Source organism: Rubritalea marina DSM 17716 (assembly GCF_000378105.1).
Taxonomy (GTDB): domain Bacteria; phylum Verrucomicrobiota; class Verrucomicrobiia; order Verrucomicrobiales; family Akkermansiaceae; genus Rubritalea; species Rubritalea marina.
In genome coordinates this window covers 25,584-47,636 of the sequence record NZ_KB899266.1, presented here as the reverse complement: position 1 = coordinate 47,636, position 22,053 = coordinate 25,584, and the positions used below count along the sequence as shown (strand labels likewise).

The 22,053-nt window shown below is 52.0% G+C and carries 18 protein-coding genes and 1 pseudogene; 5 read left to right on the top strand and 14 right to left on the bottom strand.

Annotated elements, in window-relative coordinates; translation table 11 throughout:
• Nucleotides 1-293, top strand: a pseudogene (locus F454_RS16530) (hypothetical protein); the annotation flags it as partial.
• A 728-nt stretch (nucleotides 294-1,021) separates the two neighbouring features.
• Here the strand turns inward: F454_RS16530 and F454_RS0112750 are convergent.
• From F454_RS0112750 to F454_RS15970, 3 genes are all read right to left on the bottom strand, one after another.
• Nucleotides 1,022-1,564, bottom strand: a complete 543-nt coding sequence (locus tag F454_RS0112750; RefSeq protein ID WP_018971048.1) for a DUF4288 domain-containing protein — start codon at nucleotides 1,562-1,564, stop codon at nucleotides 1,022-1,024.
• Nucleotides 1,565-2,312: 748 nt separating this feature from the next.
• The gene (locus tag F454_RS0112745; RefSeq protein WP_018971047.1) at nucleotides 2,313-3,479 is read right to left on the bottom strand and encodes a 1-deoxy-D-xylulose-5-phosphate reductoisomerase; all 1,167 of its coding nucleotides are present in this window, start codon (nucleotides 3,477-3,479) and stop codon (nucleotides 2,313-2,315) included.
• 37 nt (nucleotides 3,480-3,516) lie between these two features.
• Nucleotides 3,517-4,404: a phosphatidate cytidylyltransferase gene (locus tag F454_RS15970; RefSeq protein WP_205619043.1), complete on the bottom strand. Its 888-nt coding sequence runs from the start codon at nucleotides 4,402-4,404 to the stop codon at nucleotides 3,517-3,519.
• A gap of 234 nt (nucleotides 4,405-4,638) precedes the next feature.
• Between F454_RS15970 and F454_RS0112735 the strand changes: the two genes are divergently transcribed.
• Complete coding sequence (locus F454_RS0112735; protein WP_018971045.1) at nucleotides 4,639-6,369, top strand: LamG-like jellyroll fold domain-containing protein; 1,731 nt, start codon at nucleotides 4,639-4,641, stop codon at nucleotides 6,367-6,369.
• An 88-nt stretch (nucleotides 6,370-6,457) separates the two neighbouring features.
• Here F454_RS0112735 and dapF read toward each other — a convergent pair whose 3' ends face one another.
• The 4 genes from dapF to F454_RS0112715 all read right to left on the bottom strand — a co-directional run bounded on the left by dapF (nucleotide 6,458) and on the right by F454_RS0112715 (nucleotide 9,430).
• On the bottom strand, nucleotides 6,458-7,270 hold the full coding sequence (gene dapF, locus F454_RS0112730; protein ID WP_018971044.1) for a diaminopimelate epimerase: 813 nt from the start codon (nucleotides 7,268-7,270) through the stop codon (nucleotides 6,458-6,460).
• A gap of 64 nt (nucleotides 7,271-7,334) precedes the next feature.
• Nucleotides 7,335-8,138, bottom strand: a complete 804-nt coding sequence (gene trpA, locus F454_RS0112725) for a tryptophan synthase subunit alpha (RefSeq protein WP_018971043.1) — start codon at nucleotides 8,136-8,138, stop codon at nucleotides 7,335-7,337.
• Nucleotides 8,139-8,213: 75 nt separating this feature from the next.
• The gene (gene mog / locus F454_RS0112720) at nucleotides 8,214-8,738 is read right to left on the bottom strand and encodes a molybdopterin adenylyltransferase (protein ID WP_018971042.1); all 525 of its coding nucleotides are present in this window, start codon (nucleotides 8,736-8,738) and stop codon (nucleotides 8,214-8,216) included.
• An 86-nt stretch (nucleotides 8,739-8,824) separates the two neighbouring features.
• Entirely contained in the window at nucleotides 8,825-9,430 is a 606-nt protein-coding gene (locus F454_RS0112715; protein ID WP_018971041.1) for a hypothetical protein, read from the bottom strand.
• Between the two features lie 311 nt (nucleotides 9,431-9,741).
• On the opposite strand from F454_RS0112715, the gene F454_RS0112710 reads away from it, so the two are divergent.
• From F454_RS0112710 to F454_RS0112700, 3 genes are all read left to right on the top strand, one after another.
• Nucleotides 9,742-10,608: a choice-of-anchor L domain-containing protein gene (locus tag F454_RS0112710; RefSeq protein ID WP_026292894.1), complete on the top strand. Its 867-nt coding sequence runs from the start codon at nucleotides 9,742-9,744 to the stop codon at nucleotides 10,606-10,608.
• 72 nt (nucleotides 10,609-10,680) lie between these two features.
• Nucleotides 10,681-13,026, top strand: coding sequence for a tetratricopeptide repeat protein (locus tag F454_RS0112705; protein WP_018971039.1), 2,346 nt, complete (start codon nucleotides 10,681-10,683; stop codon nucleotides 13,024-13,026).
• Nucleotides 13,019-14,704 (top strand): exosortase/archaeosortase family protein, encoded by a 1,686-nt coding sequence (locus F454_RS0112700; RefSeq protein ID WP_018971038.1) that lies wholly within the window; start codon nucleotides 13,019-13,021, stop codon nucleotides 14,702-14,704. The genes F454_RS0112705 and F454_RS0112700 overlap by 8 nt, the downstream gene beginning before the upstream one ends.
• Before the next feature lie 111 nt (nucleotides 14,705-14,815).
• On the opposite strand, the gene F454_RS15200 is transcribed toward F454_RS0112700, so the two are convergent.
• The 7 genes from F454_RS15200 to F454_RS0112660 form a co-directional block, all read right to left on the bottom strand.
• Nucleotides 14,816-16,210, bottom strand: coding sequence for a sulfatase (locus tag F454_RS15200; RefSeq protein WP_018971037.1), 1,395 nt, complete (start codon nucleotides 16,208-16,210; stop codon nucleotides 14,816-14,818).
• 540 nt (nucleotides 16,211-16,750) lie between these two features.
• Nucleotides 16,751-16,927 (bottom strand): hypothetical protein, encoded by a 177-nt coding sequence (locus F454_RS16430; RefSeq protein WP_018971036.1) that lies wholly within the window; start codon nucleotides 16,925-16,927, stop codon nucleotides 16,751-16,753.
• A 202-nt stretch (nucleotides 16,928-17,129) separates the two neighbouring features.
• Nucleotides 17,130-17,726, bottom strand: a complete 597-nt coding sequence (locus F454_RS0112680) for a hypothetical protein (RefSeq protein ID WP_018971035.1) — start codon at nucleotides 17,724-17,726, stop codon at nucleotides 17,130-17,132.
• A 102-nt stretch (nucleotides 17,727-17,828) separates the two neighbouring features.
• The gene (locus F454_RS0112675; RefSeq protein ID WP_018971034.1) at nucleotides 17,829-18,506 is read right to left on the bottom strand and encodes an SDR family NAD(P)-dependent oxidoreductase; all 678 of its coding nucleotides are present in this window, start codon (nucleotides 18,504-18,506) and stop codon (nucleotides 17,829-17,831) included.
• Between the two features lie 30 nt (nucleotides 18,507-18,536).
• Nucleotides 18,537-19,841: an ABC1 kinase family protein gene (locus F454_RS0112670; protein WP_018971033.1), complete on the bottom strand. Its 1,305-nt coding sequence runs from the start codon at nucleotides 19,839-19,841 to the stop codon at nucleotides 18,537-18,539.
• Between the two features lie 3 nt (nucleotides 19,842-19,844).
• Nucleotides 19,845-20,513: a hypothetical protein gene (locus F454_RS0112665; RefSeq protein WP_018971032.1), complete on the bottom strand. Its 669-nt coding sequence runs from the start codon at nucleotides 20,511-20,513 to the stop codon at nucleotides 19,845-19,847.
• A 4-nt stretch (nucleotides 20,514-20,517) separates the two neighbouring features.
• Nucleotides 20,518-22,044, bottom strand: a complete 1,527-nt coding sequence (locus tag F454_RS0112660) for a phytoene desaturase family protein (protein WP_018971031.1) — start codon at nucleotides 22,042-22,044, stop codon at nucleotides 20,518-20,520.
• Between the last annotated feature and the right edge of the window lie 9 nt (nucleotides 22,045-22,053).

Sequence of the window (22,053 nt, the reverse complement as noted above, 5' to 3'; positions counted from 1 at the left end):
TGGGTAAGCAAAAGCGTTGCGGTTTCAGCGATGCAGAGATCGCCGCTGTTCTGAACAATGGCGGGGAATTAACCCTGCGCGAAAGCCTTACCCAGCGGGTTCGCTTTTTCAGCAAAGCCGCGGTGATCGGCAGTCAGAGTTTTGTGGAGGACGTGATCGAGCAACTTCAAGAAAACCACTACTGGCCAGCAGCCAAAGAAGGAAAGAAGGCGAGGCAGCACAAGCCCCAGAACACCAACTTTAGTATCAACAACGAGCCGCTCAACACCCTTCGATCGAGGCGGCTAGAATAGTACCAGGCACTGGTCATTCGAGTTTCAGACCAGCATATAGACCAAGCTCAATCAACCTCGCTTCACAATACACGAAGCTCTGGCACCACTTGGCCAAATAGAAGGTGTTTTCAGGTGTTTCGAGTCGAATCGCCCAAGATGCTCGCAGATAACGGCCCATGAAGTCAGCAGGAGTTGATCATCAGCAAAACCACAGTGTTAGGCTCAGACCTTCTCTAAACTTAGTCTGTCTATGTTATTCGTTCGACCATTGTTCGTTTCTTAGCCATGACTAGAAATGCAATAAGCACTATCGCACTAAGTATGTATAAGCTGTGCATAGCAATCGACCAAGTGTCTTGACTCGACAAGAAAGAGGACCACTTCTGATCAAACCTATATCCAGGAGTTGTCTGGAATATAGATACATACGACCAAGCTAAAGAGCCAATACCTAGTAGACAAAGAACAAATGCTACAACCTTAGACTTAACTAAAAACCATGCCAATATGGATAAAATTAGAAATGATATCCAAGGTAGGAGTGTATTACGATATTGCTCTGTAGCTGCTTGAGTCAGAGCTGTGTTCACAAGATCAAGCTCAACAGCTTCTCCTGAAGATGTAGCCACGATGCTAGGATTTGTGTGATTGTATACGATCAAGGCTAGGCAGATCGATAACAGAGTGATGAATATGTAGCGTGTGATTTTCATATTTTTAGTCGAACGTTTGAGGCCTGGCACCCGCTACTGGGGGCGCACCTTCGACTCAAGTTTAGTGTTCTTCTTTTCCTGCGACGGCGACTGCAGAACGGTAGCGGGTTGGTCAGCGCCACCTTGTTCGCCTTGTTGATCTGTTGCGCGTTCGGGAATAGTGAAAGCCTCTAGAGAGGAATTGTCCCTTACTCGCTCAAACATGTCGATGACAGTCTCACCCGTGTGGTCTATCCATTCGATCTCATTCCCATCTTCAAGACTATCGTAGATTGGAAGCAGACTGGTGAGCCCAACCACCGTGTAACGTAAGAGAACTCCATCTGAATTGGTGTATTCAGACCCGCATTCTGCAAGATGTTCGTTAGTCCTCCTAAGCGCTTCGTCCGGTGTTGACGCTCGCACCAAGATCCTATTCTCCCAAACCGCCCAGGGTTCATGAGAGGAGTCCTCATCCTCATAAGCGGTCACTGGGTCAATCCGCTGGATATATGAGGCAATATACCATCCAGCGCTGCTGATCTGAGATGAATGGTAGTCTTTCTCCATATTTTCGGCGAACAGTTTATTCTTCAAACCCCTGAGCGATATCAGATCCTACCTCACCCCTTACTGATTGATCTCTGAAAAACTGCTTCATACTTTATCTTTAAAGGGAATCCCGCCTCTTTGTCGACCTTTAAATCGAGTGTTTTGTTAGTTTTAGATGGCTTAAAATTCAACAATTCCCACACATCTGATATCACCCTTCACGATATCGGATTATCATTAATTATGCATTGTCGTCCCTTCTTAAGCTCACGGAATGATCTTGCTTGAGGTTACCAATGTCATGTGAGCCTGTCATGTGAGCCTGGCACCATGTATCATGGGGAGCTTACGTAAATGGATCACTTTCCCCTCGACTTATGTGCTTCCCCTTCAGGGAAGGTGTATTTAATGAAGAGGCCTAGGGTTGCGGCTCATGCTTTGCCTTACCCTAGGCTGGTATGGGATTCGCCTTCGGCGAATGGGTTATTCCTAAGGGTCTTGTCTAGATAAGGAGCTCAAAAACCTCTAAAGTCTAGGTAGAGTAATGAAAAACGACCATAAAAAGTCAGAGCATAAAAAGTCAGACCACATAAAAAGTCAGACAGACTAATTTAGAGAATACTGGCGCACCAGTGTGTCACGCGAAACAAAAAATAGTCCGAAACAAGAAATAGTCTGTCTGAGTTATTGGTCGATCTCTGCACCGCTGGACGGCTTCTGCCTTTATGGGGGCAGCTTGGCTGGGGCCGAGGGAAAGCCATCCCTGCCGCAGCTGATTGGTGAACCTAGGGTTCTATGGCTGCTGTGCTACCCATGCCTCGGCGATTTCTCGGGCGTCGGCGTCGGCTTGGATGAGTGTGTCGAGGGTCTTGCCGGCGTTCCATGGGTGGGTGTCCATGGTGTGTTCGACGAGCTTCCAGATGTCGGTGAACTTGATTTTCTTGTCGACGAAGGCGTCTACGGCGACTTCGTTGGCGGCGTTGTAGACGGCGGGGAGGGTGCCACCTTGGGTTCCGGCGCGGACTGCGAGGTCGATGGCGGGGAAGTCTTGGCGGCGCGGGGCTTCGAACTCGAGCTTGGCGAGTTCAGCGAAGTTGAGTGGCTTGAGGCCATTGGCAATGCGCTCTGGGTAGGTGACCGCGTATTGGATCGGGAAGCACATGTCGGTGGTGCTGAGCTGGGCGAGGACGCTGCTGTCGGAGAATTCGACCATGGAGTGGACGATACTCTGGGGGTGGACGATGACGTCTACTTTATCCATTTCGACGCCGAAGAGCCAGCGTGCTTCGATCATTTCGAGGCCTTTGTTGAAGAGTGAGGCGGAGTCGATGGTGATCTTGCGGCCCATTTCCCAGGTGGGGTGCTTGAGCGCTTGTTCTAACTGGACGCCTTCGAGGTCTGCGGCGGGCCAAGTGCGGAAGGGTCCACCCGAGGCAGTGAGGATGAGGCGGTTGATTTCTTTCTCTCCACCAGCGTGACCTTCGAGGCATTGAAATATGGCATTGTGCTCTGAGTCGACGGGGAGGACTTTCACCCCTTTGCGTGCGGCGGCTTCCATCACGAGCTCGCCGGCCATGACGAGGATTTCTTTGCTGGCGACGGCGAGTTCTTTACCGGCCTCGATGGCGGCAAGCGCAGGGTGCAAGCCGGCGGTGCCAACGATGGCCACGAGCACCATGTCGGCTTCTGCTAAGGTGGCCAGCTCAACGAGACCTTCGAGCCCGGTGTAGACGTTCACCCCAGAATCAAGGTTTTCTTTGAGCTCAGCTTCTTTCTCTGGGTTGAAGATGGCTAGGTGTTTGACGCCGGTTTCCTGTGCTTGCTGGGCGAGTGCTTCGGCGCTATTGGCTGCGGCGAGGCCAACGATTTCCATGTGCTCTGGGATCTCTTGAGCGACTTTGAGTGTGCTGGTGCCAATCGAGCCAGTGGATCCGAGTAGAACGACCTTTTTGCGCTTCATAGGTGGTGTGTGTGCGTGCGATGAGCTGCCCTGGGAATTAGTTGAGCCAGAGGAGGTAGAAGTAGAGGGCGGGAGCGGTGAAGCAGAGGCTGTCGATGAGGTCGAGTGCTCCGCCGATGCCGGGTAGGGTGTTTCCGCTGTCTTTGGCATCGAGGCTGCGCTTGATGACGGATTCTGCGAGATCTCCTACGACGGTGAGCAAGGGCAGAATGATGCACAGGGTGATGACGTGTGGCCAGCCTCCTAAAGCGGCGAGGTTCTCACCATTGAAGTAGTATATGGTGGAGCCTGTGACGAGTGCCCAGACGAGGGCGCCGAAGAAGCCTTGCCAGGTCTTGCCCGGACTGATGTGCGGGATCATCTTGTGTTTGCCAATAAGTGAGCCGGTGCAGTAGGCGCCGATGTCAGTGATCTTGGTCACTACCACCAGCCAGATGAGGAGCGCCACGCCTTCGGTAAAATCACCACTTGGTGGGACAAAGAGGGTCTTACCTAAAAAGCCAAAGAGGAAGGGTATGTAGAGCACGCTGAGCACGGTAGTGCCCACACAGAGCAGCGACTTGTTTGCCTGTACTGGCTCGCGCAGCTGAAACATGAAGGTGGAGAGAATGGCAAAGGCAATGAAGGCAGTGTCTATCTGGCTAACAAAGGCGAGGCCCTCGCGGCCACAGGATCCTAGAATGCCGGCTAAGGTGAGGGTGTAGAGTACCGAGAGTGTCATGCCCCAGCGGGGTTGGCAGCGGGTGTCGCTATTGCCAATCATGCGGAAGAGTTCTACGCTGGCTGCGATGGAGAGCACACTCATCAGGGCCATGAATGCCCAGGGGTTCATACTCACCATGGTGCCGCCGACTACCGCCACGAGTAGAATCGTACTAAATAAACGAGCGGCAAATACTTGAGCCTTTGACTTTCCGGCACTCATGTTTTCATGCATCCAAGCCATAGTGCTAGAGATTTGCAATGAGATTTCGCTTTTAATTCCAATCCCTACTTTTCACTAGGAACGGTGTTTTAATCATTAAGGCGACCGACGCATCTGGAGAGACTCACCTCATTCACCCTAGGCATAAATTGATGCTTTTACTTGATTGTCTCAGATGCTAGGTCATTTTAGATAATAACTTCGTGAATAACAGAGTCACCTAACAAACCTACCATGGACGAAAGATACCAAGTTAAGCATTTGCTTGAAGAGATTAGTTACGGAAAATACTTCCTCGCCGAAGATACCTTCATTCAAAGAGATGTTCAGGTGTTTTACTACAACGCACCCGCGGTAGATGGATGGGAGGAAATCTTTAGTGCATCGTCGGCGGATTTGGCCACGGTGTCACATCCTGGATTGCCGATTGTATATAACCATGGGGTGGACGAGGATGGCCCGTACACCTTGAGACAATATGTGAATTCATCCACCTTGAATGCTCATTTGGCGGAGTATGGAGCTCTCGGTGAATACGAGGGCTGGGAGCTTGCTCAGCAAATGTTGGAGATTCACGATGCGGCGAAGGAATCCGGGAGCTTCCACGGTGCACTGGATCCTGACAGTATCAATCTGACCACCCGTCCGAGTGGCAAAAAGCTTTATGTGATCGCCGACTACGGGATTGCCGACATTTATCGCCGTATCAGTGGTGAGCAGGCCTACCTTGGTGCCCCTTATTTGATAGCCCCTGAACAAGCGGGCGGCGCAGCAGCTAGTGAGCAATCACAGGTGTATGCGATTGGTCAGTTGGTGTACCACGCTCTCACTGGTGGTCATCCTTGGCTTGAAGCGAGTGCCGATGAGGTGCTAGAGCTGCAGCAAAGCCAGCCGCTTCCTTTGGTTTCTGAATACAAGCCAGAGCTACCTGAGGCTTTTGTACTATGGTTGAACGCGATGATCAGTACCGATCCAGCACACCGTTACAAGACGTTTGCGGAGGCCTCCCAAGCGCTGCCGCATCCTGTGCAATCAGCACCGATCCCGATATCGACAACGTCTGCAGTGGCTAATTCTCCCGCGGTGGCGGTGACCGGTATGCAGGGTGTGGCTCCAGCAGGAGTGGATAGCGGTGCTCAAGGTGTGTCTGCTGCTGAGGCCTTTGCGGCACAGCAGGAAGAGATGCGTAAGGTGAAGCAGGAGGAGTTGGCTCAGAAGGCGGCTTTGTTCAAGCAGCCAGCAGTGCTCGGCGGCATTGGTGTGGTGGTGCTAGGCATCATCGGCTTCGCTGTTTTCGGTGGTGGTGATGATACACCCAAGGTGAGTAGCCAAGTGGCGAACATGTCTCAGCAAACGAAGAATGAGCTTTCGGTGCTTCCGGAGCAAGGCTTGGTCGCGTACATCAATTTCACCAATGACTCACTCAAGTCGCTCAATAATCCCGACTTGGTGTTGGAGCCGATCCTTAAAGAACCGCGTTTCAGCCGCGATGGACGCTCTGGGGAAGGGCTTTTCTTGAGCAAGCAATACAGCTTCAAGCTTGATATGGAGAAGGCGGGCATGGATTTGGATCGTTCAGACTACACGGTTTCGTTCTGGATCAAGCCATCAAGCGCACGTGACACGGAACTCAGCGTCTCTAGCCAGAGCGAATGGTCTGGAAGTACGACTGGTAATCCACGTGAATGGGCGCCAGAGAACGCTGTGGTGGCTGGCAAGTCGTGGAACATGGTGACGATTGTCCAAGAAGCAGAAAATGAGCAAGTAACGATCTACCTCGACGGGAAGCAGATTGAGCAAAATAGCTCAGCAGGACTCAATGATTTTTCCACTGATCCCTACATTTACCTGGGGAATTATAAGAACGAGTCAGGCTCGGGCATGCCGCCTAGTGTGATCGACAACTTTGCGGTATGGGACCGTCCGCTCAGCTCCACCGAGATTGAGACGCTGGCACAAAATTAAGTAGCCAATCATTTTAAAGAAAAACCCTAGGTTCCGAAATGGTACCTAGGGTTTTTTGATGGAAAGGGATCTGAGATCTCTCAGGCGCTTAGCCCACGAGGTCAGTCTGGCCGGTGAAGACGAAGTCTGCTGGGCCAGTGAGGGTCACCTCCGTGAAGTTGTTGTTGCCGTCGTTTACGAAGCCGATCTCTAGGGTGTCACCGCCAGCGACGTCTACCTTGATCGGGGAGGCGGCACCGGTGAGGATGTGGTGGAACAAGGCGCAGGCGCACATGCCGGTACCACAAGCAAGCGTTTCACCTTCCACGCCGCGCTCGTATGTGCGGATGGCAATGTGGCTTTCAGCCACCGCGGCGGCGAAGTTGGCATTGGTGCCATTCGGGGCAAAGTGGTCGTGGTAGCGGATGGCCGCACCATTGCTCACTACATCGAGTGCTGGAAGGTCTTCTACGAATGCCACCGCGTGTGGCACGCCAGTGTTGACGAAGTGCACGTCGCCGAGGTCTGCAGTCTGAACCGGGATGTTCATGGCGAGGTCGAATGGGTCGGACATGGCAATGCGTACATTGTCGCCAATGATCTCCGCACCGAGGGTGCCAGCGATGGTCTCAAAGCTGACCTCAGTCTTCGCAGGGCTGCTGAGCTGGGCGGTGTAGGCGCCGAAACAACGGGCACCATTGCCACACATTTCTGCTTCGCCACCATCGGCGTTGTAGTAGCGGAATTTGTAGTCGGCTCCAGCTTCGGCTGGCTCAACGGCGAGAAGGCCATCGGCACCGATGCCGCGGTGTCGGTCGCAGAGCAGGGCGATTTGTTCCTTGGAAAGCGTGATGCTGAGGTCGCGGTTGTCGATGACAACGAAGTCGTTGCCCGCGCCGTTCATTTTAGTGAAAGTGAGCATGGTAAATGGTTGTTTGGGTGAATGGTTGTGTGGGGAGAGCCACGCCTAGGGACGTGGGGTGAAATTATTGCCCTTTGGCAGCTTGGATGAGTGGGGTGGCGAAAGCGGCTACCTTGGCGGCCACGTCCTCGGCATCCACATGCGCTGCGACTTGACTGACGATGGCGGAGCCTACGACCACGCCATCTGAGAGCTCGCCTACCATTTTAGCTTGTTCTGGGGTGTTGATACCAAAGCCAATACAGACTGGAGTGTCGGTGTGTTGTTTGATTTTCTCTACGGTGGCTCCAATGGCTGCGGAGGGCGCTGCCTGGGCGCCAGTGACGCCGGTGCGGGAGAGCGCGTAAATGAAACCCTCAGATTGCTTGGCGAGCTGAGCGATGCGCTCGTCCGGTGATGTCGGCGCAATGAGCGTGATGTGTTTTAGGCCTGCGTGGGCGCTGAGCTCGGCATTGTGCGGGACCTCGTCTGGCGGGAGGTCTAGCAAGAGCACACCATCAGCGCCAGCCGCCGCCGCGTCGGTGTGGAATTGGTCGAAGCCGTAGGTGTAAATCGGGTTGAGGTAGGTGAAGAGTACGATCGGGGTCTCGTGGGTCTTGCGGAAATCGCGGATCAGATCGAGTACCTTGGGGAAGGTGCAGCCTGCCTTGAGCGCGCGCTCCGCGGCGAGTTGGTTCACCACGCCGTCTGCGAGCGGGTCGGAGAAGGGTACGCCGAGTTCAATCACATCGGCGCCTGCATCGGCGAGGCCCTTGATGATCTCGAGTGATTTCTCCAGGCTTGGGTCGCCAGCAGCCACATAGGCCACGAAGGCTGGGGTGTTGGACTCTGCCAGCTTTTGGAAGGTGGTGTCGATGCGGTTGCTCATGCGCGCAGTCTCGTATCGGGATCCCGAATTATCAAGTCGGAATTGAGAGCATTGTAGCGGATGCTGGCGCGAGCACTAGCTCTGCTTTGGTCTGAAGATTTTGATCTTTTCTGGATCAACTTCGATGAATGGACCGTCGATGAGGTCAATGCAATATGGTACGGCGGGAAAGACTGCTTCGAGGCACTCGCCAATCGCCTTCGGCTTGCCCGGGAGATTGATGATCAGGCTAGACCCGCGGATGCCAGCAGTCTGGCGTGAGAGGATGGCGGTTGGCACGTACTGGAGCGAGGTGGCGCGCATGAGCTCGCCAAAGCCAGGCATCATTTTATCGCACACCGCCTCGGTGGCTTCGGGAGTGACATCGCGCACGGCAGGTCCGGTGCCGCCGGTGGTGAGTACCAATGAGCACTGTTCCTCGTCGCAGAGCTTACGGAGTTGCTCTTCAATGAGCGCTTGTTCGTCAGGGATGACCGCGTATGCAGTTTCAAAGGGAGTGGTGATCCATTCTTGAAGAAGCGCAACAGCAGCCTTCCCTGGAATGTCTTCATAAATGCCGGCACTGGCACGATCCGATACGTTGATGACTCCGAGTTTCATGATGCAGCATGATTAAGCATAGATCGGACTTGCTGACAAGTGGGGGAAGGGGATGCTGGCTGAGTATCAACGCGGGCCGAGACAAGTCACTCATGCGAGCCTTTGCTCGGGGGGCAGGTGCCAAATGGTGTGATAACGACGGTGAGATCGAGAGTTTCTTCTTGTGCTAGTTTGCCGCCAGCGATGGTGAAGGCTGCTTCCTCTCCTTGGTACATGCGGATCAAGCCATCTCCGGGCTTGATGCTGCGACCTTGTGGGTGGCTGATGCTGCCCAAGTGCGGAGGCAAGACGTATTCAGTTTGAAACTTTGAGGCTGAGAGAGTGTCCTCGTGTCGTATCGACTCCAACTGGATGGTTTCTTTGATGTGTTCCCCTTCTTTGAAGAGGATCACGCGCACAGAAGCTGTGTCTGTACCGACCGTGGCGCCACCATAGTAGCTTAGAACATCGCCATTCGAGTCAATCAATGCAGTGCGGACGGCGATCGCTTCGCTACGGTTTTCAGGAAGCACGACATCAAAAAAGTGACCGTTGAGAGCACTCAAAAGCTCTTCAGCAGTGAGTTCTGTTGAGAGTTTTTCCTGTTGCGCTTTGCTCTCACCTTCGCTGATTTTGCAGCGATTGCATTCAGATTGGCAGGCATTCAAGAGCAGCAAGCTGAGTGCGCTACAGGGGAGAAAGACGTGTTTCATAGCATTAACCTAACAAATGCTGAGGTAGATACAATCTAAAGCTTGTGCAGAATGGCTGGCTTAGTCATTGAAAATCATGTCAATACGCGAGGCTTGATGGTTAGGCCTCCCTAACTGAAGCACTTTTTTTCGAATGAAAAAGAAGCTCATTTTCACTAGTTTGGTGGTTTTAATTGTTGATTTCTAGGGGCTTAGATGGATTCTTCTTCCTACTGGATTAGTGGTGTTCCATGTCACGCAATTATTTGTTTTTCATCACAAAGTATTATTTTTTGTCGTCAAAATGATGATTTTTATCTACCTTGGTAGCGATGAAAATTACACCCCCCAATAAAATTAGTCTTATCCTGCTGGCTGCCAGCACTCCAGTATTCGCTCAAACGACGATCACGCCGATGGATTCGGCGGAGGCCTTGGCGCAATCTCTCGTTGGCCCAGGTATCCAAATCAGTAACGTCCAGTACACGGGTAGCAATGGTGCTTCCGGTTACTTCAGTGGCGGCTATGCTGCTGGCAACGACATCGGTTCAGGCGTTATTTTGACAAGTGGCCTCGCCTCGTCGGCTGGTGCGAATAGCAATACTAGCGAATCGACCAGTACGAATTTACGAGCGGCAGGCGATAGCACCTTGAATACTCTGATTCCAGGCTACAGCACTTATGACGCAACAGTCCTTTCTTTTGATTTTGTGAGCAGCGGAGATTCTGCCTACTTTAACTACGCCTTTGCATCTGAGGAATATGTCGAGTGGGTTGGCTCCAGCTTCAACGACGTTTTCGGATTCTTTGTGAATGGTGAAAATGTGGCCTTGCTTCCAGGTACCGACACTGCGGTGTCGATCAATACCGTGAGCAATGTGAATAATGCAGATTTATTCAATGATAACTCGATCGGAAATGGTGCGCCATACGCATTTGAATACGATGGTTTCACAGATGTATTTACGGCGGAGATCACTGGCCTCGAAGCGGGACAGAGCTACAACATCATGATGGGCATCGCGGATGCTGGAGACAATTATTACGACTCAGCTGTGTTCATTCAGGCTGGTAGTTTCTCGCAATCAATCGTTGCTGTAGCACCTTCTGGAGCTCCAGAACCAAAAGCGATGTTCATGGTGTTGATCGCCGTGGCTGGAATGCTCTACAAATCAAGGTCTGTGCTTAGACAAGCATAAGTTCTTTGTCGCATGACAAAGAGGCTCTGCGCGAAGGTCTTGCGCAGAACATAGACTTTGTGAAATTGTCTTATGAAAAAGAAAACCCTCGGCTTACTGATATTAGGCGGTATTGCGGCACTCTGTGCAATTGTACTTGTGGTATCGATCAAGGTTGATCCCACACCAGAAAATGAAACGACTGCCGGATCCAAGCAAACAGCGGCCGAGGGTATACTAGCTCTGACCCGCGCGGGAGCCTATTCTCAGGCATACCAGCAAGCATTACTGGCTCTAGAAAATGATCCGAACCAAGGCAAGGTAGCTCTTCAAGCAGGGCACCTTGCGGTGGTGCTTAAAAAGCCTGATCAAGCTGCTGATCACATGCAACAAGCATGGGATCTGGGCGAAAGGAAGTTGTCTGCGATCCTCGTGATCGTCGATGATTTGGAAGGGTCACGTAGTGAGAAAATTGCTCTCTTCAATAAGTTGTTTGCGCATCTGGAGCAGACTCCTCGTCATCTCAATGCCAAGGCGCGATTTTATTCTCAAATTGGCGAACACGAGGAAGCTCTCCTCATTTGGAAGGCGCTGCACGAATCAAATCCAGCCGAAGGTCTGGTACTGCAGATCGCTCGCAAGCTGGAAATGACCGGTAAGCGTGAGAAAGCGATCGCCTTTCTCTATGAACAAGAGGCATTGGGTCACCTCTCTGATGAGGGGATGAACATGTTGGTGTCTCTAATGATTTTTGATAACCAAGTGGAGGATGCCTTGGAGAAGGCAAATGCCTATGAGGCAGAAGATCCCCATGGCGAGTGGCAGCTAAAGATGGCCATGCTACAAATTCTAGGAGGCGACCTACCCGAAGCTCTCGCCACCCTAGAGTCGCTAAAAGACGCCGATTCAGAGCATCCGATCGCCATCACGGTGTCGCATGAAGCTCGCATTTTCCTGGCTCTACTACGGGTGATCATCCAACAGAACGAGGCAAGCTTTAGTGATCTTCATCAGATCGCGAACGCTGAGCTAAAGCATGTCCCACCTGGGACGCTACCCACACCACTTTTGGGTCTCCGTGTGAGCCAGAAGCAAATTGAAGGTGAGCGTATTTTTTACCAATTCCTTGGCGAGTCTTTGAGTGCTGGTAGCAACTCGAACTACGCGCGGATCAGCTCGTTGATTGGCGACTCACCAGTGCTCAAGTGGTTGGGGATCCGCTATTTCCTAACTGAAGGGAAAGCCGCCGATGCTGTGGCTCTGTATCAAAGCCTGGAGTCGATCCACCCACTGGCGCGCATCGAAGGGCTCGCAGGTTGCTTTTACAAGTCTCCGTTATTTCTATTAGAAGTTGCTAGAGCATACGAGCTCAACGGCCAAGCGAGTCAAGCGCTCGCTATTCTAGCGCACTTGCACCAACGTGGTGCATTCACACCGGATTCAATCTTGTTGTATTCCAAAGTGGGTGTGGCGGCCAATGACAGTTATGATGTGCAGAATGTGGAGAGAGTGCTCAACGAACGCTTCAAAAATGACTTGAGCTTCCAGCTCCGTAAAATTGGCAAGGCGCTCGAAAATAACAATGATGCGCAGGCGCTGGAGCAAATTCGCCCGATTGCGCTGGCGAATCCAGAAAACCTGGAGCTCCAGATGATCTACTACATGGCCTTGGTCAGTCAGAACCGTGAAGATGAATTGCGCCGTGAGCTCGGTAAATCCCAAGTGCCAGAGAGGAGCAAGCATCTGATCTTGGCAAGGCTGGAGCTGAAAAAAGGCAATGCAGCGAAAGCTGAACAACTTTTCATGAAGGCGATGGATGAGGATGACCTTCATGGCTACCTAGACTATGCGCGTTTCTTGGTGATCGAAAAAAGGACCGGGCAAGCGCAAGAGCTTTACCGTGCCGTCTTGGAGAGTAATCCTGAGAATGTCACTGCCTTGCATGGGCTAGCCATCATCCACGAATTGAATGGTGAGACCGAGGAGGCGATCGCGACGCTGCGCCAAGCGGCGGATATAGATTCCAATAGTGCATACACATTCAATCGACTGGCTAAGCTCTACCTTCAATCCAGCAAAGCATCTGACGCTCTGTGGGAGGTGGAGAGAGTGCTGAATCAAAATCCCGAGGACGTGGATGCCATTGCACTGAAGGTCGTGGCCATGACCCAGTTGGCCATGGAGCAAACGATCGAGACACTCCAGAAGAGCAAGTTGGATGAGGCTCAACGCTATCTGAGCAAGGTGATCAGTCAAACACCTGAAAATCCACAGTTGGGACTGCAGCTGTATGTGGCGGCTGCCTATCGAGACCATGGCTACATGGAAGAAGCGGCCACCATCTATCAGAATATTTTAGATCTCGATTCAGCGTTCTGGGAATCGAGCCCGATCAAGCGCGGGGACATTGAAGTCGCACTACAAACGATCCATGAGTAAAGAAATGACGCAGGTTCAGCAGGCTGCCCCATGGTGGCGTATGGTTTTGACTATCGTCATCGCCGTGGCTGCGTTCTTTGGAATACCGATTGTGTTTGAGAGCTACGCTGTCGAGTTGCGAGAAGTGTCGGCGATGTTGGCCGAAGTGTTCTTGAGGGCGACCCATCTAGAGGTGTCACGACAGGGCACTATTTTATCACTGGAAGGGATGGTGTTTGACATCATTCCAGCGTGCAGCGGGTCAGAGATGATCCGAGCCTTTATCTTTACTGGGATCGTTTGGTCAGGGATTCACCCTAGAATCCGCTTATTCAACAAATTGATTGCGGTGTTGTTGGCAGTGATCCTTGCGGTGATCGCCAACAGCATTCGTCTCACAGCACTTCTTTGGGCTAGCTACCATCGAGGTGAGGTGATCGCGGACGGATGGTTGCATTCGTTGATTGGGCTCATGGCCTTCACCCTTGCTGTGGCAGCCTACTTCATCATCACGGAATCACTCGCCGATAAGAAGCAGTCTGAGCAGGTGTCTAAGAAACGTGCCAGATCTTCTAATAATGTACTTCCGATCACTCTAGCGCTTCTTGTGCTGACTTATTTGCCTGTGCTGTCTGCTTGTCTCGAAGCATGGAAAGGCACGGTGTACAACCATTACGACAAGTTCGGCTACATCTTCTTTTTGGGTGGGCTTGCTGCTTGGTGTTGGTTCTGGCATCGGACAGATCCAGACACACGTCGCATGAAGCATGGTGCGCTCCTTTTTGCTTTTGGTTCATTAGTCGCGGTACTCTCGCAGCTTCCCGGGCCCAACTACTATGTACTGGGAGTTACTCTGATGCTTTCCCTTTTCGCAGTGGGTTTGGCGTATCGCAATGTGAGCTTTGCGCTGAGAGCCTTGCCATTCCAGTTTGTGATCTTCTTATCATTTCCTAAAGTGAGTGAGATCATCAATTTCTTTCTTGGTACCAATGGGATGGTGGTGCCATTAGTGGGGAAGTTTGTGCTGACCGCGGTAGCAGTGTTTGTGTTCGTGAAGTACAGCCTGCCACTCAAACAACGATCAAGTCATGGTGAACTGAGCAATGTTTGGACGACCTCGATGCTTGCTTCTGCAGCGCTAGCATTATTAGCCATGCTCTACGTGGTGCGTGTGGAGCCGTCGAGTGTGAGTCGTTCCTCTCTGGTGTTGCCATACATTCTGGGTGATCAAATGGCCTGGGAAGGGACAGACATTGTCGATGAAGAAACTTTTGATTTCTACCAACGAGGGAACATCATTTCGCGGAATTATGTGCAAGGAGAGAAGCAGGTTGGGGTCATGATTGTGCCATCTCATGGGAATCGTAAAACCATCCACACTCCCGAGTATTGCCAATTTGGCCTCGGGTGGAAGCCGACTAGCAGCGAGTCGATCGAATTCTTGAATGCGAATGATAAGCGTGCAAAGGCGAGGAAATTGCTGCTTGTTCACGAAGAGCAGGGGATCGAAAGAACCTTTATTTATTGGTTTGGTGATGAAGACGGTAATGGCATCGACAACTACCCCGAGTTTCTGATCACCGACACTTGGCGTAAATTATTTGGCAAGCAAACGAATTGGAACCTCTATGTGGTCTGGTCAGACGAATCGAGTGACGCCATCGATGAGTTTTTACCCTGCTTGCACCTGGAGTATTAAGGAAGCATAGCTTGAATTTCCCGATCGACGTGTTTGATATCGAGTCATCTTTGGTTACCCCAATGTCTTGCTGTAGGTTGAAGAGATATAATTTGCCTTGGTAGGTATCGTTTACGGTGCCTGACGCTTTCGCATCGGCTGGGCACCGACATTGGTTTTCCAATCATCTAGCTGTTTCTTTAATCTGGCCGTGAGCTCTGGCATCGACTTGCTAAGGTTGTTTGTTTCTCCGGGGTCCTTGGATAAATCGTAGAGTTCGAAGGCGCCGGGGCGGTTGAAGGCGGACTTTTCATACCATTCGATTAGTTTGTATTTTCCCACCCTGATGGCGCCCTGTGGTCCTAGGCTGAGGCCGTGATAGTGGGGGAAGTGCCAATAGAGTGCATTGCGTCCGAGGCTTTGTTTCGGATCCTTGAGGATGGGTAGAATGCTCATGCCATCTAGGTTTTCCCGTGCGGCAGACTTGCCCGCTATGTCAGTGAATGTGGGGAAGAAGTCGTTACTGATGACGAGTTCTGGTGACTCGGAACCTGCTGGGATCACGCTTGGCCACTTGGCAATGAATGGCATGCGGATACCGGCCTCGTGGAAGTCAGCCTTGCTGCCGCGCAATGGCTTGCCCTGTTTCACCCCTTTCTGGCCATTGTCTGAGTAGAAAATGACGAGCGTATTTTGGGTGAGATTAAGCCGCTCCAGTGTCTCGAGTATCTTGCCCACGCTCTGGTCTAGAGTTTCCAGCATAGCTGCCTGCGTGGGGTTGTTTCTTTTATCTTCCAGCGTACCAGCTTTGCTTTGGTATTTCTCTACGAGCGCTTTTTTCTCGATCTCTGGGTCGTGGATGCTGTTGTGGCTGACAAAGCAAAAAAATGCCTCGTCTTTGTGTCTTTCAATGAAGTTCGTGGCGCGCTCGGTGATTTCGCGCACGTGGTGCCAGTCCTCTGGGTAGCGACTCTCCGGCCCCGCGCCTGGCTTGTGGGTGGTGAGTACTTCGTCGAACCCTTGCGAACCTGGATCGCCCGGGCGGCCAGCTTCATACTTTTTATCGTAGTTGAGATGCCATTTGCCAAAGTGTCCAGTGGCGTAGCCAGCGCTCTTTAGTGCCTCAGCCACGGTGACTTCTTCCAATGGGAGTTGCTTTTGCCAGGCCGGAGTCACGAGCTTGGTGGCCCTCGCTCTGCCTCCGGGGATGAAGTTGGTAAGGTGGAGGCGCGCGGGGTATTTGCCAGTCATGATGCTGGCTCTGGTGGGCGAGCAAATCGCGGCCGCAGCGTAGGCATTGGTAAATCTCATGCCATCTCGAGCCAGCTGGTCGATGTGCGGCGTCTCATAGTAGTCGCTGCCATAGCAGCCCAGCTGGTGCTGGCCAAGATCGTCTGCCAAGATGAATACGATGTTTGCTTGGACCTTAGGTTTTGCCTCAAGCCCACCCCAGAGAGATAGGGTGGCGCCCAAGCAATGCTTGGAAAATTTTCTAGCGAATGCGGAACTGGCTGAGAAGAATTTCATCGAGAATCGATACCGCATGATGAGGATTCTGATGACAATGCGAAGCTCTAATTTAGCGGGCGACGAATTGTGACAATGGCGCGATCCTTGTCTACTTGCAGCAGCTCTGCGACACCTCCGGAGTCGTGCTGGGGGCAATCTGGAACCCCGAGTGCTCCCTGCGCTCGACTCGGGGCTACACTCTGTGACCACTCTGTGGTCAACGGAGGGAACCCTGGGTTTCTAGAGAGGTAGTAAAGCACAAAGACGGCGAGTCGTTGGTTGAAACTACTTGGGTGCGCGCCGAATGGTTACGATTACGATGCGATTTACTGGCACATCATTCCACCAGACAATCACGTAACCCTCGCACTCAGAAACTTCATACTCGCGGAAGGTCTCAGGGTCGCGAATTTGAAAATCTCCTCCTAAGTGGTAGTTGTGTTTTAGGTCAGTGCAAAAGCGAATGATATTTTCTCTTCGCCGCCCCGTCTTCGGTAGCTGCTCAAGGCAGGCTAAGTCGATCAAAACTCGGTAGTCCGACGACATATATTCTTGGCTTTACAAGTCTTCGATATCCATTGTGCTGGCAGGGCCGTATGAATGAGTGCGCTCACGAATCTCTTTCCAAAGCTCAGGGTCTTCTTCGAGTTTGAGCTTGGTAAGATAGGAGCTAAGTTCAGACTTTTCCTTGCTGGATAATTGCTGAATTTGAGATTTTAGATCATCCGTAATCACATTGATACTCTATGTATTATTGAGAATCAATCAAGCGGTAAAAGCTACAAGAGAACCCTAGATTCCGCGGATGCTATCGAGAAACCCGAGTGTTCGCTGTGCTCGACTAGGGCTACACTCTGTGACCACGCTGTGGTCAACGGAGGGAACCCTGGGTTTTAGGCGCCTTTCATGTAAGGTTTAGAGATTTCCCAATAAGCGATCATTGAGTGATGGATGAGGAATCCATTTCTGAAATGATGACGGTTAGGTCTATGGTATCTTCTTGAGTGAGTTTTCCGCCAGAAATACCACCTGACTGGGTTCCTTCATACTTGAGCCGAATCATCCCTTCACCTGGTTTAATGCTTTTCCCTTGTGGGTATATCATATGACTCATGTGCTTCGGTAGCTCTACCGTGCCCTTGTAGTGCGACCCGTGGATGATGCCATCGATATTGGGGCTCTTGATGAATATCGCTTCTTTCATGTTTAGGCCGTCTTTAAAGAGGAAGACTCGTGTTGATTGTGCTCCGTTATGGACACCCATTCCGCCGTAATTTCTGAGAATTTCGCCTTTTGAATTGACCAGAGCGGTGCGAATAAAGAATTTCTCGGGAGTGTCATCTGGTAGCTCTACATCGAAGTAATGGCCGCCGAGGGCGGCTAGGAGTTCTTCAGCTGAGAGCTTAGGTTCTTCTGCGGTAGCGGCAGTGTCGGATGCTTCACTTGGTGAGCTGCAGCGTCTACATTCACTCTTGCAGGAGCTGAGCTGGATGACGCAAAACGCGACGAGGATGAGAGTCCAAAAATGTTGCATACCATTCTCCTAACAGATTGTTGCTTGCAGAGTCAACGAATGATGCCGAGGTTTGTGAACGAAATGGGATTCTATCCAAAGATTGAAGAAAGGAGGGACTGATTAAAACGTTCTCAGCGAGCCGATGCCGCCGTCGGCTTGGATGATTTGGCCGGTGATAAATTTTGCATTTTCGGAGAGCAGGAAGGTGGCGAGCTCGGCTAGGTCATCGGCTTGGCCTATGGATTTGAGTGGGTGGCGTTGGGCGGCGGCTTCTCGCTTGCTGTCTGAGTTGAGAAGTGGGTCGGCGAGGGGTGTCTGGGTGAGCGAAGGGGCAATGGCATTGACGCGGATCTTGGGGGCTAGCTCGGCGGCTAGCGAGCGGGTGAGACCTTCGATGGCTCCCTTGGCCATGGCGATAGAGGCGTGGAATGGCATGCCCGTTTGTACGGCCACGGTGGAGAAGAGTAGGATGGAGGCCTGAGAGCTGCGTTTGAGAGCAGGTAGGGCTTGTTGGATCACCTGCGCGGCAGCGAGTGCATTGAGCTGGAACTCCTGGAGCATTTCCTCCGCAGTGAGGCGGTGGAAGGGCTTGAGGGTGATCGATCCTGGAGCGTAGACAAGTGCGTTGAGTTGGTCTGGCAAATCGAGGGTGCCAGGCTGCGTGGCGTCGAAGTGTTGGTGGTTTGGCCCACTGCCACTGCGGCTGGCGGTGAGGACGGTCTCACCAGCGTTGCTGAGTCTTTTGGCAATGGCTTGGCTGATGCCAGATGATCCTCCGATGATGAGATAGGTTTTCATGGTTTGTAGTGTGGGTGGTCTATCTAGAAATTAGGGGATCGTAGGGAGTTCGGCTTTGATTCGGCCATTGAGGCTACCGACTAGGTGGTAGAGCCCGAAGTAGGTGCGGTTGAGGTAAAGCGCATTGGCATTCCCTCGTGAAGTGTTGAGCTTGTTGAGCTCGCTGTCGTTTCGGGTACGTTCACCAAAGGCTGCGAGGGAATCGAAGTAGGTTTTGTCGCCGAAGTCGAAGGTTTCCTCGAAGAAGGGTTTGGAGAGAAGTGCGACCGATTCTTTAAAAATCCCAGTAAGTTTGTCGGCTTCCCTTGGACTGTCGGAGTCTAGCAGAAGTCCAAGCTTGCGTAGCACTGCGCGGAACTTGGCATCATGAAGCAGCACGTCTGGCTGCATGAGCCCGAAGTAGTCACAATAGAAGCGTTCTTCGAGACCCTTGGTGCAGCCGAAGTCGAGTACCCATAGCTCATCATTGTGAACCTTGAAGTTCCCGGGATGTGGGTCAGCATGAAAGAGCTTCAGCGTGTGGATTTGGTGGTGATAGAAGTCCCAGAGCGCCTGGGCAATTTGTTGCTTCATCGCATCGTTGGCATCTGACTCGGCATAGGTGTCGAGTTGCTCACCTTCTACCCAATCCATGGTCAGGATCCTTTGGCTGCTGAATTCTGGGTGAAAGTTGGGGAAGTGGGTGTGTTTGAGATGCTTGGATTGCTCGGCGAGGAACTGTGAGCGCTCGAGCTCGATATCGTAGTTAGTTTCCTCAAGGAGGCGTTCCTCAACCTCTTTGATGTAGGGGTCGAGAGATTTCGAATCGAGTTGGAATAGGCGCATCGCGATGGGTTTGACGATGGCGAGATCGGACTTGAGGCTACTGGCGACACCCGGGTACTGGATTTTGATGGCGAAGGTTTTGTCGCCAAGTGTGGCTTGGTGGACTTGGCCAATGGAGGCCGCCGATACCGCTTTGTTGGTGAAGCTATCGAAGAGCTCAGTGGGGTGTTTACTGAGTTCTTTCTGGAAGGTATTGACGACGAGTGGGTAGGTCAGCGCGGGCGCTTTGTATTGTGCCTGCGAGAATTGGTCGGCATATTGGTCTGGGATCAAATTGCGATCCATGCTGAGCATTTGAGCTAGCTTGAGTGGTCCGCCTTTGAGCTCGCTGAATGTTTCGTATGTTTGCTTGGCTGTCACCTCGTGGAATTCAGACTTATCGTCATCTCCCATCATGGCTTTGGTCTTGTACTTGAGGTAGTTGACGCCGACCTTTACGCCTGTTTGGGCAAGCCTCCCTGCTCGGGAGATCTTGTTTTTTGGGATGCTTGTCTGTTCTTTAAGGGACATGGTTTAGTTGGTGGGGTGAGTCCATTTTCCGAGGAGGAATCGACCGAGATCGAGTGCTGAATCGAGGGTGCCTGTGCTGGCGATGTCGGCGCCGAGGCGCACGCTCTTTTCGATTAAGGCATCGGTGTCTTGGAAGTCTACGGATTGGTCGCGTTTGTGAAATTCCACCACGGCTCGGAGTTGTTCGAAGAGGAGGTGAGGGTACTTTGTGGTGAGTTGTTTGCGATCGGCAATGCTACCGTCTTGGACGCCTTCTTTGACGACCTCAGTGGCGAATTCGATGAACTTGCTTCGCATTGGCTTCATCAAGTTCATGTTCTTTGCTCCAGGGAAGTAGCTGACGAGGCGTGAGCGATGCTTCTGCGCGTGGAGGAAAAAGGTGAAGAAGAAGGCGAGTAGCTTTTGTTCTGGTGGGTAGCTTGGGTATTCATCGTCCTTGTGGAGGACGGCGATGGTGTCGGAGACAAGGCCTTCCCAGTAGTTGGCTTCGAGTGCTTCGAAGCTTGTGGCGACTCGGTAGAACTCGGCTTCTTCGATACCGATTTCTTGGGTGAAGGCGTAGACGCTAGTGGGGCGCTTGCCATCGGTGAGTAGGTGGTGCCAGTACTTGGATTCGATGGTGTGTTTATTGGTATCGACGACTGCGGGTGTGGATTCGTTTGGGGTGTCCATGGGTTTATCCTGCGTGGAGTGGTTGGAGTTGCTTGATCGGGTGGCGCTTGATCACGCGGTCGGCGCATTTCATGCCAGAGAGGATGACCATTGGCATGCCTCCGCCTGGATTGGTGCTGCCACCGGTGAAGTAGAGATTGTTGTAGCGGTTGCTGGTTTTTGGGGCTTTGAAGCCGTAGTTCATTTTCCAGTCGGTGACGACGCCGTAGATGGATCCCTTGTTGGACCGGTACATGCGTTCGATATCGATAGGGGTGAGGAGGTCCTCGGTGATGATGCTGTCGCGTAGTCCAGTGATGCCACAGCGCTCCATCTTATCTATACAGCGTTCCTTGAGTGCCAAATAGTCTTCGTGAGTGATAGAAGCATGTTCATCGAGTGGCGGGATGTGCGGTAGGATCTTGATGTTGTCACAACCTTGAGGCGCTTTTGTGGGGTCGGTGCGAGTGGGTGCTACGACGTAGAGGGTTGGATCGTCGGGGAGTTGTTTTTTGTGGAAGACGGTTTCAAAGTGCTTGTGCTGGTCTTCGGAGTAGAAAAAATTGTGATGAGCGAGTTTCTCATGGATCTTGTCTGTGCCGATGTGGAGGACGATGCCCGAGCATGCGGGGGCAAACTTTTCGAGCTTTTTGACGAAGCTTTGGGGTTCCTTGAGTAATTGTTCGTAGCATGGAATCACTTCCATGTTACTGACGATGATGTCGCAGTGATGGGTGCTGCCACCCTTGAGGCGGAGTCCGGTGACCTGCTTGCCTTGTTTGGTGATTTGTGTGACATCAGCATTGAGGTGAACCTTGATGCCTAGCTCGTTGATGAGTTTTCCTAGCCCCTGAGCGAGCTTGTACATGCCGCCGCGAACGTACCACAGACCATAATCAAATTGGATGATGGGCATTAGGTTCATGTAGCCGGGTGAATCGAGTGCGGAGGAACCAACATATTTGATGAAATACTCGAAGATGAGGCGCATTTTCGGGTCGCTGATGTGGCGTTCGATGGTGCTGGCCATGCTACCTTTGTAGTCAATTTTCCCGGCTACGAGTTGTTTCTTGTAGTGCCAGAGGAATTCCCAGAGGTTGTCGAGTCCTTCGCGGAAGTAACCTTCATCGACGATTTGGTATTGTTCGCGAGCGTATTCGAGGAATTGTGTGAACTCGCGCCAATGTTGTTCGAGGTCGCCAGGTAGCTTGGAGAGCTCGTGTTTCATCCGATCGTGCTCTTGGTAGAGGTCGATGCTTTGGTGGTTTTCAAAGAAGTTTCTCCAATGTGGAGTGACGGCATCGAGTTGGACGTAGTCATCCATCTTCCTTCCGGCTCTTGCGAAGAGCTGTTCAAAGAACTGTGGGAGGGTGAAGATTGAGGGGCCGAGATCAAAGGTGAAGCCGTCTTTTTCTAGGATGTTGAGCTTGCCACCAATGCGCTCGTTTTTTTCGAAAATTTCGACATCGTAGCCGGCGGACTTCAGGGAAATGGCGGCGGAGAGCCCACCGAGCCCGGAGCCAATGATTGCGATACTTGGAGATGATTTCATGGCCTTAAG